General features: G+C 68.6%; 13 protein-coding genes and 1 pseudogene. 7 read left to right on the top strand and 7 right to left on the bottom strand.

The window, feature by feature from the left end; translation table 11 throughout:
• Positions 1-25: 25 nt before the first annotated feature.
• The 5 genes and pseudogenes from ACO2Q2_RS07350 to ACO2Q2_RS07370 all read right to left on the bottom strand — a co-directional run bounded on the left by ACO2Q2_RS07350 (position 26) and on the right by ACO2Q2_RS07370 (position 6,010).
• The gene (locus ACO2Q2_RS07350) at positions 26-361 is read right to left on the bottom strand and encodes a hypothetical protein (protein WP_423255113.1); all 336 of its coding nucleotides are present in this window, start codon (positions 359-361) and stop codon (positions 26-28) included.
• 236 nt (positions 362-597) lie between these two features.
• A pseudogene (locus tag ACO2Q2_RS07355) lies at positions 598-801 on the bottom strand (glutathione S-transferase family protein); the annotation flags it as partial.
• Positions 802-1,056: 255 nt separating this feature from the next.
• Complete coding sequence (locus tag ACO2Q2_RS07360) at positions 1,057-2,904, bottom strand: family 43 glycosylhydrolase (protein WP_423255114.1); 1,848 nt, start codon at positions 2,902-2,904, stop codon at positions 1,057-1,059.
• Positions 2,905-3,044: 140 nt separating this feature from the next.
• On the bottom strand, positions 3,045-4,673 hold the full coding sequence (locus ACO2Q2_RS07365; protein ID WP_423255115.1) for an alpha/beta hydrolase-fold protein: 1,629 nt from the start codon (positions 4,671-4,673) through the stop codon (positions 3,045-3,047).
• A 71-nt stretch (positions 4,674-4,744) separates the two neighbouring features.
• A complete protein-coding gene (locus ACO2Q2_RS07370) occupies positions 4,745-6,010 on the bottom strand; it encodes an MFS transporter (protein ID WP_423255116.1) in 1,266 nt (421 codons plus the stop codon).
• Between the two features lie 160 nt (positions 6,011-6,170).
• On the opposite strand from ACO2Q2_RS07370, the gene ACO2Q2_RS07375 reads away from it, so the two are divergent.
• Positions 6,171-7,082, top strand: coding sequence for a hypothetical protein (locus tag ACO2Q2_RS07375; protein ID WP_423255117.1), 912 nt, complete (start codon positions 6,171-6,173; stop codon positions 7,080-7,082).
• A 53-nt stretch (positions 7,083-7,135) separates the two neighbouring features.
• Positions 7,136-7,588 (top strand): DUF6491 family protein, encoded by a 453-nt coding sequence (locus ACO2Q2_RS07380; RefSeq protein WP_423255118.1) that lies wholly within the window; start codon positions 7,136-7,138, stop codon positions 7,586-7,588.
• A gap of 19 nt (positions 7,589-7,607) precedes the next feature.
• On the opposite strand, the gene ACO2Q2_RS07385 is transcribed toward ACO2Q2_RS07380, so the two are convergent.
• Positions 7,608-8,426 (bottom strand): ferritin-like domain-containing protein, encoded by an 819-nt coding sequence (locus ACO2Q2_RS07385; protein WP_423255119.1) that lies wholly within the window; start codon positions 8,424-8,426, stop codon positions 7,608-7,610.
• A 175-nt stretch (positions 8,427-8,601) separates the two neighbouring features.
• Here ACO2Q2_RS07385 and ACO2Q2_RS07390 point away from each other — a divergent pair, with 175 nt between their 5' ends.
• Positions 8,602-9,657 carry an NAD(P)-dependent alcohol dehydrogenase gene (locus ACO2Q2_RS07390; protein ID WP_423255120.1) on the top strand — a complete coding sequence of 352 codons (1,056 nt, stop codon included), beginning with the start codon at positions 8,602-8,604 and terminating at the stop codon, positions 9,655-9,657.
• A 259-nt stretch (positions 9,658-9,916) separates the two neighbouring features.
• Here ACO2Q2_RS07390 and ACO2Q2_RS07395 read toward each other — a convergent pair whose 3' ends face one another.
• On the bottom strand, positions 9,917-10,333 hold the full coding sequence (locus tag ACO2Q2_RS07395) for a universal stress protein (RefSeq protein WP_423255121.1): 417 nt from the start codon (positions 10,331-10,333) through the stop codon (positions 9,917-9,919).
• A 337-nt stretch (positions 10,334-10,670) separates the two neighbouring features.
• Between ACO2Q2_RS07395 and ACO2Q2_RS07400 the strand changes: the two genes are divergently transcribed.
• From ACO2Q2_RS07400 to ACO2Q2_RS07415, 4 genes are all read left to right on the top strand, one after another.
• A complete protein-coding gene (locus tag ACO2Q2_RS07400) occupies positions 10,671-11,120 on the top strand; it encodes a hypothetical protein (RefSeq protein ID WP_423255122.1) in 450 nt (149 codons plus the stop codon).
• Between the two features lie 118 nt (positions 11,121-11,238).
• Positions 11,239-11,499, top strand: a complete 261-nt coding sequence (locus tag ACO2Q2_RS07405; protein WP_423255123.1) for a hypothetical protein — start codon at positions 11,239-11,241, stop codon at positions 11,497-11,499.
• A gap of 2 nt (positions 11,500-11,501) precedes the next feature.
• Positions 11,502-12,017: a hypothetical protein gene (locus ACO2Q2_RS07410; RefSeq protein WP_423255124.1), complete on the top strand. Its 516-nt coding sequence runs from the start codon at positions 11,502-11,504 to the stop codon at positions 12,015-12,017.
• A gap of 35 nt (positions 12,018-12,052) precedes the next feature.
• A complete protein-coding gene (locus ACO2Q2_RS07415) occupies positions 12,053-12,547 on the top strand; it encodes an energy transducer TonB (RefSeq protein WP_423255125.1) in 495 nt (164 codons plus the stop codon).
• The last annotated feature ends 105 nt before the right edge of the window (positions 12,548-12,652 follow it).

A 12,652-nucleotide genomic window follows, 5' to 3' on the forward strand; every position in this document is an offset into this window, starting at 1 on the left:
TAGGCGGGCGATTTTTCTCAGCCTCTCAGTCCTCGTCGCGGCCGCCGAAGGCCTTGCGCAGCAGCAGGAACGCGCCGACGGTGCCGGCCACGATGGCCACCGTGGCGGCCGGGTGGCGGTTCACCTGGCGGCGCAGGCGGCGGTACTGGTAGTTCGCCTCGTCGGCAAAATCTTCCGCGGCGCGCATCAGCTGGCGACGATAGCTGTCGCTGTGCTTGCCGAAACGGCTGGTGGCCTGGCGGCCGCGCTCGATCAGGTCATGCGCGGTGCCTGCGGCGCCGTTGGCCACCTGGCGCACGCGGTCGCCGACGCGCTCGCCGGTCTCGTGCAGGCTGCGTTCGATATCACGGCTACGGCTCATGGCAGTGGACTCCTCAAGGTGGCGCGGCCCGGCGGTCGAGCCGACTGCAGATAATCGAATGCCTACGGTGCACCGCTACGCGTGACAGCAGCGTCGACACGCGCGCGGCTCAGCCTCTCGGCCCAGCCGGTATTCCCTACCCGCGGCGAGTGCGCGCCGGTAGGCCGGCCGGGCGTGGATGCGTTCAAGGAACGCGGCAAGCGGGGGCCGGTTCGTCGCGGTGAGCCCGCTGCGCGAAGTGGCGGCATCGCCGAGCCCTCGGCGTAGTGCAGCCAGTAGTTCTGGCGCAGGCGTCCGGGCGTGCCGGGCGCGGCGAGCAGGCGGCCCTCGCCGCAGCGGTCGGCGAGGTATTCGACGATGGCGCCGGACTCGGCCACAGTCAGTTCGCCATCGGTGACCACCGGCGACTTGCCCAACGGATGCACCGCGCGCAGCTCCGGCACGCAGAAACCTCCAACGCCGTCATTCCCGCGAAAGCGGGAATCCATTGAGCTCTGGTGCGAAGATCAAGATGGATTCCCGCTTTCGCGGGAATGACGGCGCGTGTGATGGGGAGGCTTGCCGGCGACGGCCGTGAGAACGCCGCCGCAAGCAATGCGTGTCAGGAGCGATGGTGGCGTATTCCGGAAATCTCCACACCGGATCGCCCACACGCTGCGCTCCTGCGCGAAGCGCACCCTGCGGCCGTTCCTGCGCTACGGCTGCAGCGTGATCGTGCGCGACAGCGTGGACACCCCGCGCTCGTCGAACGCTTCCACCGCCACCACGTAGCGCACGCCCTTGTTCAGCGCGCGCAGCTGCAGCGTGGTCGGCTGGTCGGCGAAGCGCTGGTAGGTCTCGTGCAGACGATCGGCGGTGAGGCCCCAGCGCACGTTGTAGCCGACCGCACCGGGCACCGGCTTCCAGGTGACGGTGGCGTTGCGGGGGTCCTGGTCGCGGGTGGCCGAGAGCAGCTTCGGCGCGGGCGGCGGCGGGCCGTCCTGGTGGCCGAATACGCGCAGGTCGGCGATCGCCAGGTGTTTCGCGCCGACGTGCTGGTGCACGTAGCGCACGTAGCGGATGCGCGCCGGCGCGTCGAGTTCGACGTAGGCGTTGGCGTGATCGCGCGTCTCGTGCGAGAGGTCGGCCAGGGTCTGCCAGTGGCTGCCGTCGGTCGAGCCTTCCAGCACGAACTGGGTGACCAGGTCGGGCGCGTCACCGTAGCGGCCGGACCGGTAGTCGGCGTAGTTCACCTGGATCGCGTTGACGGTGCGCAGGCCGCCGAGGTCGAGCGTCAGCGTCTGCCCGGGCGCGTTGGCGGCGGCCAGCCAGAAAGTGCGCGGGTTTTCGTCCGTGGCTTGATCCGGCCCATGGCCCGGCATCTGCGACGAGGCGGTGGCGTGCTTGTGCCAGGACAGCAGCATCCAGCCGGTGAAGGTGCTCTCGCCGGGCTGGAGCTTGTGCTCGGGCATGCGCTGCGGGAAGTCGCCGAAGCGGGTGTCCACCCACATCTGGCCGTCGTCGTGGAAGCCGGCCGGGTAGAGATCGATGCGCCGCTCGAAGTTCCAGTTCAGGCCGATCCAGTTGGTGCCGGTGTTCCACACGTTGCCGTGGGCATCCTCGAAGGTGGAGCCGTGACCGGCGCCCTCGACGAAACCGCCCGGCTTGTAGCCGACCGGGTTGTACGGCGCGTAGGTGAACGGTCCCAGCGGATGCTCGCCCACGTACACGCCGGTGGCGTAGGCGTTGTACTCGGTGCCCGGCGCGGCGTACTGCAGGTAGTAGCGGTCGCCATGACGGTTCATCCAGGCGCCCTCGATGAATGGTCTGGTCTTTTCGTCGGTGTGGTCGCGGCCGAAGCGCTCCCAGCCGTGCTCGTCCGGATGCAGCCGCAGCAGCGACTTTGCCGCGCCGAGCCAGGCCAGCCGCTTGCCTTCGCCTTGCGTCTCGTCGCCCAGCTTGAGGTCGATCTGCTGCCCGTATATCGGATAGACGTTGGACGAGCCCCAGTACAGGTAGACCTTGCCGTCGCGGTCCTGGAACAGGCCCGGGTCCCACGGCCCCGGCGGCAGCTGGTCGGGCTTGATCCTGTATTCGGTGGACGAGCTCACCGCGTTCGGCAGCGGCGGCATCAGCCGGGTCCAGAACTGCCAGTGGCCGTGCGCCGGATCGGTGGAATAGAGCAGCGGTTCCGGGTCGGTGGTCGAGCGCAGCAGGAACAGCTTGCCGTCGGCAACCAGGGTCGCCGGGGCCACTTCGCTGTCGAACGGCCACTTGTCGGGCTTGACGAAATCCCAGTGCACCAGGTCGGTGGAGCGCCAGTAGCCGTCGGCCAGGGTCTGGAACAGGTAGTAAGCGTCACCGTAGCGGACCACCGCGGGGTCCGCGCCGGTGCGGTAGGAGATGCCCTGGTTCATCTGCTCGAAGTTGTAGCGGTAGTCCACGTCCAGCGGGTTGGCCCAGGTGCGCGCGTGCGGGTTGACCGCCGCACCGGCAACCTGGGTGGCGAGCGCGGCGGCGAGCGCCAGCGCGAGACGGAGGGGTGGGCGAGGGTGTCGTGGCATGGCTTGGGTCCGGAGATGGCCTGACGGACGTTCCGTGCCCGGGTGCGGCGTGGTTTCGATGGCAGCGGCGGCATTCCAGCCCGTCGCCTGCGGATCGCCGGCGGTAGCCCGCTGGCTGTCACGGAGAAGGGACTGCCGCTTCAGTAGATCCAGGCGTCGTCGCTCTTGGGCGCATGTGCCTGCATGAACCGGGTCATGGTGCCGTAGAGCTCCTCGGCCGGCGGGCCCCAGCAGTGCGGTGCCATCGGCTGGTAGGTGATCGAGCCCCCGAAGCGCGGGTGGGTCGCCGTCTTCAGGAACGCGTCCATCGCGCGCACGCCCATGTTGAGGTTGTAGGTATCGGCGTCGCCGACGTAGATGTGCAGCTTGTCGGCGACCAGCGGGCCCAGCGTGGACCAGTTTTCCTCCAGCAGGTAACGCAGGTCGAAGTGCTGTTTCCAGTATTCGGCCACCCGGTGGTCGATCACGCCGCTGCGCTTGTCCCAGATGCGCTGCGGATAGCCATTCGTACCGATCGGCCCCCAGGCCGCTTCCCAGATGTCCCACTGGCCGCCCGAGCGCGAGTGGTCGCCCACCGCCAGCTCGTAGTGGTTCTCGTCCTTCATCATCGCCTCGACGTTGCCGTCGGGCCGGCGCGTGTCCACGCGCTCGACCTTCATCCAGCCCTTGTCGACGGTGTAGGCGTTGGCGTCGTCATAGATGTTCACCACCTGGTGGTGGCGGAAATCCAGCGAATCCGGGCACAGCGCGAAGCTGCCGCCGTAGTAGCGCGGATGGAACAGCTGCTGCGCCACCGCGATCCAGCCGCCGGTGGAACCGCCGGTGAGGATGCGCGCCCACGGCTGCTCGATGGTGCGGAATCGCTTGGCGATCTCCGGGTACAGCTCCTGGTGGATGGCGTCGTCGAACGGCCCCTCGTTGGGCGAGTTCACCGCATAGGAGTCGTCGTAGTACGGCGAGGGGTGCTGCAGGGTCACCACGATGACGCGTGGTTTTTTCGCGCTATCCAGCCAGAACGCGCGCAGCTTGGATTTCCCGTTCTCGAAACCGAACGGCGCCACGGTGGAGAAGTGCCCCTGGTCGTAGACCACCGGATAGCGTACGTGCGGGTGCTGCTCATAGCCCTCGGGCAGCAACACGGTGGCGCCCAGGTAGATCGGGTGGCCCCAGAATCTCGTCAGCAGCTTGCTCTGGATGCGGAAGCGCTTGACGTGTTCGCTGTCCTTCGGAAACGGGATCGGCGCGATCACCTGGTCGGCGACCAGCCGGATCGGCGTCACCGCGGCCGGGTCGTAGTGCACCCTCACCGGCCTGCCGTAGAGATTGCCCGGCGAGTGCTTCCAGTCCTGGCCTTCCCACTGGTCCATGTGCATCCACAGCGTGTGGCCGTCGGCGCGCCTGAACTCGGTGTAGACGTTGACGAAGGGCTGCATCCAGTAATCGCCGGCGGGCAGCTCGCGCAGGCTGGCGAGCGGGGCGCCGTAGTCGTTTACATCGATAGCCGCGAATTGGCCGGGCTTGAGGCCGGTGACGTCGTGTCCGAACAGCGGCACGCCGGTGATGTCGGTCTGCTCGATCGGCGGCTTTGCGTCGTCGCGGCTCACCGCCACATAGACACGGCCGGTAACCGGCAGCGCGCGCGCCGCCGCGGCGAAGCTCACCTCGATGCGCGGCGACGTGGCCGCCGCGTCATGGGCGTGCAGGTGGAGGGGCACGGCGGCCAGGGTGGCGGCGGCGAGCGTCAGAAGCAGGCGATGGGCGGGAGTCATCCCCCGATGCTAGTGGCGACAGCCCCGCGGCTGCCACCGTCGCCGCAGTGTGTGTAGCCGCAGTGTGGCGCTCAGAGCGTCTGGTCGGCCGGCTCGGCCACCGGCTCGGGCTCGTCGTGCAGCCGCTGGCGCCGGCGCAGGGTGGGGAACATCGTCATCCACAGCCCCACCACCAGCAGCGTGCCGACGCCGCCGATCAACGTGGCCGGCACGGCACCGACCCATGCGGCGAGCAGGCCGGACTCGAACTCGCCCAGCTGGTTGGAGGTGTTGATGAAGATCGCGTTGACCGCGCTCACCCGGCCGCGCATGTCGTCGGGCGTGTCCAACTGCACCAGCGCGCCACGGATCACCATGCTGACCATGTCGAACGCGCCCAGCGCGAACAGCGCCGCCATCGACAGCCACAGCGTGGTCGACAGCGCGAACACCAGCGTGGACACGCCGAAGCCCGCCACCGAGGCGAACATGGTCATGCCCACGCGCCGCTGCATCGTGTGGCGCGCCAGCCACAGCGACATCCCCAGCGCGCCCACCGCCGGTGCCGCGCGCAGCAGGCCCAGACCCCACGGGCCGGTATGCAGGATGTCCCTGGCGAAGATCGGCAGCAGCGCGGTGGCGCCGCCCAGCAGCACGGCGAACAGGTCCAGCGAGATCACGCCGAGCACGTCCGGCCGCTGGCGGATGAAGTGCACGCCGGCGAACACCGTCTTCAGCGTGGCCGGCGCGCGCCGCGGCGGCGCGCGCTCGTAGCGCAGCCTCGCCATCAGCACCGCCGCGGCCAGGTACAGCGCGCCGGCGATCACATAGACCACGCCCGGCCCGGCCACGTACAGAAAACCGCCCAGCGCCGGCCCCATGATCATCGCCGCCTGCCCGGCCGAGGCGTTCACCGCCATCGCCCGCGGCAGCATCGGCGCGGGCACCAGCGCCGGCAGCATCGACTGCATCGCCGGGAACTCGAACGCCTTGGCCACCCCGATCACGAACACCAGCGCGAGGATGCCGGCCTCGTGGATGTCATGCATCAGGGTGAGCGCGGCCAGCAGGGCGATCGCCACCCACTCCACCACCTGCCCGAGCAGCACGATGCGGCGGCGCTCGAACTGGTCCGCCACGTGGCCGGCCGGCAGCGCCAGCAGCACCGAGGGGATGAACTGCGCCAGGCCGATCAGGCCCAGGTCCAGCGCGCGACCGGTGATCGCGTAGATCTGCCAGCCCACCGCCACCGACAGCATCTGGAAACCGAAGCCCGAGGCGATGCGGGCGAACCAGAACGCGGCGAAGGCGCGATGCCCGAACAGCGCGTCGGCACGGGACGAGGGGGAGGGCGACATCGGTAGTCCTTGCGGGAGCCGCGATTATCCCGCCGCCGCCGTGCGCGGGCCAGACGCGGCGCGTGCGCATCGGGTCCTGCGACATCGTGGGCGCGGCGGTTGCGTCGTCGCCGCGGCTCGTTCCACTCTAGGCGCCTGTTTCCTGCCGTGGATGTTCGCCATGTCACTCGCCTTCGCCCGTTCCCTCGCGCCCGTCCTGGGCCTCGCCCTGCTCGCTGCCGGCTGCTCGCAGCAGAGTGACGGATCGTCCGGCGCGGCCAGGCCGGCGGCGCAGGCGGCCGCGCAGGCGGCCGCGAGCGATACGGCGGCCGCGCAGGACCTGGACACCTATCGCCAGCTGGTGCGCATCCACAACGACGAGATGGCCACCACCTTCGGCGAGAAGATCGTGCACGACTACCCCGGCAGCGCCGCGGCGAAGGAGGTGCAGCAGACCCTGCCGGAGATCGCCAGGCGCTACCACGAGAACGCCGAGAAGAACCGCCTCGCCGGCCTGTGGCTGTACCAGGTGTCGCCGATGGCCGGCGGCACGCAGTCCACCGCGGTGATCTTCAACAGCGAGCCGGTCGACGCCGAAAAAGTGCGCCTGGTGCTGCGCCGGCACACGAAGTGGGGCCAGAACGCCTTCCTGTTCGGCAGCGGCAAAGGCTTCGTCTGCAAAGGCACCTGCACGCTGCCGGCGGTGGTCGATGGCAAGGCGATGGGCATCAAGGCGTTCGCGCCGCCCAGCGGCGAGCCGGCGCTGATGATCAGCGACGACAAGGCGTTCATCGCGCTCTTGAAGAAAGCGCGGAAGATCAGCCTCACCGTCACCCGCAAGGACGGCGGCCGCAGCGAGGCGCTGGTGTACGAGGTGGGCGGCTTCGATCCGGCCAAGTGGCTGCCGCTGCCTAGCAGCCTGTCGGACTTTGCTCGGCCGGGCTGCGAATCCGGCTGTGCGGTCCCTATTTCCGCCGCTTCGCCGACCCATAGAACCACTATGGGCCGACGAAACGTCGAAAATCCGTCCTCGCACAGCCGACTTCTCGCCTCGACCAGCAAAGCCCGACAGGCTGCTAGGGCGGACAAGTAGCAGGCGGGCGCCGCGATCCGCCGCGTCGCGTCCGAAACAGCAGGAGAGCGAACATGACTGTGCGACGACTGATCGTGTGCATCACCCTGGCGGCCACGCTGGCCGCCTGTTCCAGCGTGCCGCGCGCCGAGCGCGAGGCGCAGCGGCGTGCCGACTACGAAGCCGCCGCCGGCCCGAGCCAGCGCAGCTTCCGCTTCTTCGGCAACCTGTGGTCGTGGGAACCGCTGGGCAACGACCTGCTGGCGGTCTACACGCGGCCCAGCGAGGCGTGGCTGCTCACCGTGGGCGGCTGCACCGACCTGGAGTACACCAACGCGATCGGGATCACCTCGAGCTTCCACGAGGTGAGCGTGGGCTTCGACAAGGTGCTCACCGGCCGGCGCGATTTTCCGTGCTTCATCACCGGCATTCGTCCGGTGAACGTCAAGCAGCTCAAGGCCGCGCAGGAACAGCGACGCACCATCCAGGCGAAGCCGCGCGAAGTGGCGCCCGCGGCGGGCAAGTGACCCGCGCCGAGCCGCATGCTCAGTGCAGGAACAGTTTCTCGGCAAGCTTCGCCAGCGGCTTTTCCAGCGCGTTCTGCAGGCGCATCGGCAGATCCAGCGGCTTGAGCAGCATCTTCACCGTCATTCCGGCGGGGATGTTCCGCCGCAGCAGGCCCTGCGCGCGGTTGCTGAGCTGCCGGAACTGCGCGTCGCTGCCGTCGGGATAGCACTGGTTGAACACGTGGCGCAGCGCGATGTCACTGTCCTCGCTCTTGATCTCGCTGACCCGACGCAGGATCGCGCGCAGCACCCGGATGCGGCCGAAACCCTCGCGTTCGCGATACTGCCGGTAGTGCTGGTAGAAGTGCTTGTAGTGGCGCACCTCGTCGCTCTTGATGTGGTTGGTGAGCTGCTTGAGCACCGGCTCGTCGGTGAGGTCGTTGAGCGCGCGGTAGAGGCTGGCGGTGCCGGTCTCCACCACGCAGCGCGCGGCCAGCTCCAGGCCTCGGCTGGGCTCCAGTTGTTCGTTGGTGCACAACGCGCCGTACTCGCCCCAGAACGCCTTGAAGCCGGCCTCCCAGTCGAACTCCGGCCACACCGTGCGCACATACGTGGCCAGCGCACGGCCGTGCTGCAGCTCCTCGTGCTCCCAGTGCTGGCTGAGCCAGGTCTGCAGTTCCTCGTCGCCGGCGAAGTGGTTGACCAGGTTGTGGGTGTACCGGTCCGAGCCGCTCTCGACGAACGAGGCGCTGCACAACAGGAAGAACAGATCCTCGTTGTGGCGGATGCGCGCCTTGTCGATGCTGGCGAAGTCGATGCTTTCCAGCGTCCAGGGCAGCGTGTGGCTGTCGTAGCTCAACGGGCGGACTCCTTGTCGCAGTAGCGGGTGCGCCGGTGGGCGCGCGAAGTGACAGTTCGATGACGCAAGCATACGGCGTTGCCCGCGCATTGGAATTAACCGCGGCCGACCCCATCCGTGAAGGCTGCGCCGGCCGCATGCGCCGGCGCGCGTTTCCCCTATCGACGGAGTCCCCATGATTTCCACTTTCAGCTATGCCGCCCCCGCCGCCCGCGCTCCGCTGGCGCCGTACCGCTTCGAACGCCGCGAGCCGCGCGATACCGATGTGGTGATCGAGATCCTCTACTGCGGCGTGTGCCACTCCGACCTGCACACCGTGCGCGACGAGTGGGGCACCGGCGAATACCCGATCGTGCCGGGCCACGAGATCGTCGGCCGCGTGCTGCGCACCGGCAAGGCGGTGACCCGGTTCAAGGAAGGCGATCTGGCCGGCGTCGGCTGCATGGTCGATTCGTGCCGCGAGTGCGCCAACTGCCGGGACGACCTGGAGCAGTTCTGCCTCCAGGGCGCCACCTTCACCTACGCCGGCAAGGACCGCGTCGACGGCACGCCGACCCAGGGCGGCTACTCCACCCACATCGTGGTGGACGAGGCGTTCGTGCTGCGCGTGTCCGACAAACTCGACCTCGCCGCCGTGGCGCCGCTGCTGTGCGCGGGCATCACCACCTACTCGCCGCTCAGGCACTGGAAGGTGGGCAAGGGCAGCAAGGTCGGCGTGATCGGCCTCGGCGGCCTGGGCCACATGGCGCTGAAGTTCGCCCACGCGTTCGGCGCGCAGGTGGTGCAGTTCACCACTTCGCCGTCCAAGCGCGAGGACGCGCTGCGGCTGGGTGCCGACGAGGTGGTGCTATCCAACGACGCCGAGCAAATGAAGCGGCACGCCGGCAGTTTCGATTTCATCCTCGATACCGTCTCGGCGCCGCACGACCTCAACACCTACCTGCGCATGCTCAAGCGCGACGGCACGATGGTGCTGGTCGGCCTGCCCGATACGCCGCCCACCGTGCACGGCGGTTCGCTGATCTTCGGGCGGCACGCGCTGGCCGGTTCGCTGATCGGCGGCATTGCCGAGACGCAGGAGATGTTGGACTTCTGTGCCGAGCACGGCATCGTCTCGGACATCGAGCAGATCCGCATGCAGGACATCAACGAGGCCTACGAGCGCATGCTCAAGAGCGACGTGAAGTACCGCTTCGTGATTGACATGGCCTCGCTGCGCGACGCCGGGTAATTTCCGGGATAAGGACGGCGGTCCTTGGGAGCCTGTCGGGTCTTGAGAGTCGAGGCGGAAATCGGGCTGTGCCAAGACAGATTTTCGACGATTCGCCGGCCTATGATGGTTCTACGGGCCTGGGAGCGGCGGGAACATGGACCTTGCCGCCCGATTTGCAGCCGGCCAACCAGGGTCCGGCTGGTTCTGGGAGCGTGGGCCGTAGAAACGTTCGCGGCGAAGAGCTTTGCAGCCCGAATGGCTTCTATGGCCCACGCTCCTAGCACACCACCGTCACCGGCACGTGGGCGCGGGCGAGCACGTCGCCCGACACCGAGCCAAGCAGCCAGCGCGCCAGCGCGCCGCGTTCGGTATGGCCGATCACGATGTGATCGCAACCGTGCTGGGCCACTTGGCTGATCAGCACGTCGCCGGGGCTGCCGTGCGCCAGCTCGATATCCACCAGCGCCTCGGCGTCCGGCTCCATCGTCTTCAATTCGTCGAGCAGCTCCTGCGCGCGACGCGTGCCGGAGTCGGCCATCATCAGCGCGCAGGCATCGGCGCCGCCCTCGGTCACCTGCAGCACCGACACCACGCGCACCCGTCCGTGGCAGGCGCGTGCCAGCGACACAGCCAGCTCGAATGCGCGCCGTGAGGTGTCCGAACCGTCGTAGCCGACCAGCGAATACTTGAACATGAGGCATCTCCGCGATCTGCCGTGGGCTGAACCGGATCATGCCACACAGGTCGCGATGACGCGTGTGTTGCAGCCATGCCCGCCGCGCGGTCCGACGCCGTACGCTTGCCCGGCAGTGCTCGGGGGAAGCCGGCTGCGGCGTTCTCGCCGAGCGAATGTGAACGGCTGGCCGCGACCAATCGACCGCAACCGCACACTCACTGAATCCTCGCCTGCACTGCACAAGGTCCTCACGCATCCGTGTCGATGCTGCGCTCCACCACGGACCCCGTGCGGCCCTTCCCGCCGCCACCGTGGCCCGGCATGGACCGGCACGCATATCCACGAGGAGTTCACCATGATCAAGCGCAATCACGCTCTCGCCACCCTGCTGTTGGCCACCGCCGGTGCGATGGGCGCCACCGGCGCTCACGCGGCCGAGGCCAACGTCAAGTGCGACCTGACGTACAGCCTGTCCGGCTGGTCGATCCTGTACAAGCACGCCGAAGGCAGCGGCACGGTGACCTGCGACAACGGCCAGTCCTCGCGCGTGAAGATCACCGTGGTCGGCGGCGGCCTCACCGCCGGCAAGTATCACATCGACCACGGCAAGGGCGAGATCAGCAAGGTGCACGGCATCGACGAGGTGTTCGGCGACTACGCCCAGGCTGGCGCCGAGGCCGGCATCGTCAAGAGCGGCAGCGCCCAGGTGCTGACCAAGGGCACCACCTCGCTGGCCTTGGCCGGCACCGGCGAGGGCGTGAACCTGGGCATCTCGGTGGGCAAGTTCACCATCACCCGCGAGTAGGCCATGGCCTTGCCGGCGCATGCCGGTGCGGCAATTCGCCAAGGGCGCCCGTGCGGCGCCCTTGTGCGTGGGCGGCGCTACAATCCGGCGACTCACACCACGATCCGGAGATGCCTCGATGCGTCGCCCTTCCCTGTTGCTCGCGCTCTCGCTCCCGCTGCTGTTCGGGCCGGTCTCGACCGTGTTCGCCGCCACGCCGCAGCCCGGTCAGGCCGCGCCGGATTTCCGCCTGCAGGATCAGAACGGCCACTGGCGCACGCCGGCCGACTACCGCATCGATCCGCAGGGCAAGGTGGCCAAGGTTTACGAAGACGTCGACCCGGAGAAGAACTCGGCCCAGGTGCTGGGCGATCTCGCGTCGCTCAAGGCAGGGTCCTGAGCATGGCGGACATCGCGTCGCCACGGCCGGGGTTCGCGCTGTGGCGCCTCGGCCTGTGGGTGATCCTGCTGCTGGCGGCCTTCGGTGCCATGCAGTACGGCGTGCACGCCCAACGAGTGTGGTCCGTGCTGGATGTCGCAAGCATCGATGCGCAGGGGCGCGCGACGCTGCACGCCATGCTGGCGTGGGACGCGGCGTACTTCATCGCGGCGGCGGCGCTGGTGGTGTTCTGCGCCGCCGGCATCCTGCGCCAGGGCTGGGCGCGGCCGGTGCTGCGCGTGGCCCTCGGGCTGCTTGCCGCGGGCCTGCTGCTGAGCGGCGTGCTGCTTTATCAGCAGTGGCTCGGCTGGGATCGCCAGCCGCACGGAGTGGCCGATGCCGCCATGCTGGTCGCGCAGGAGTCGCGCCGCGTTCACCTCTCGCTGGCCTTCGATGCCATCGCGATCGTGATGTTGATCTGGCTGGTTTGGCGCCTTGGGCAGCCGGCGGTGCGCGAGCAGTTCCGCCAGCGTGGCTGAAATTTCGCCAGGACTATACGCTGGCGATCCGCGGCGTGCACTTCGGCAGCGACGGCGAGGCGTTCGGCCGGGAGCGCATCAAGACGGTGCCACCGCGTTATCCCCCGGAGGCGATCCGGGCGAGGGTCAGCGGCGACGTCTACCTCGTCCTCAAGATAGATTCCGCCGGAAAGGTTGAGGATGTGATGGCCGAGCAGGTCAACCTGGGTATCGCCGGCACCGATCGCCAGATGAAGGAGATGCGTTCGATGCTGGCCAGGTCGGCGATCAGCGCGGCGCGCGACTGGACCTTCAAGCCACTCGCCCCGGGCGTCGCGCCGGTGGATCGCTACGTGCGTGCACCGGTGTCCTATCACCTGCGCAAGTTCGGCGAACTGGTGCGCAGCGGCGTCGGCCAGTGGCACGTCTACATCCCCGGTCCGCACGAGCCGGTGCCGTGGTTCGACCGCGCCGGCATGCTGACCGACAGCGCCGATGCGCTGCCCGATGATGGGCTGTATCTGTATTCCGCTCGGGGTGCCTGCATCTGATCACCCCGCCCGGCGGAGCGTAAGCCGGCATTCGGCGCGCGAACCCATCGGCGCGGATTCAGCCGGGATTGGCCCGCGCGCCTGTATCCGTGGGCGACTGTCCTG

Origin of the sequence: Dyella sp. KRB-257, from assembly GCF_049445995.1 — a bacterium.
Classification (GTDB): Bacteria; Pseudomonadota; Gammaproteobacteria; order Xanthomonadales; family Rhodanobacteraceae; genus Dyella_A.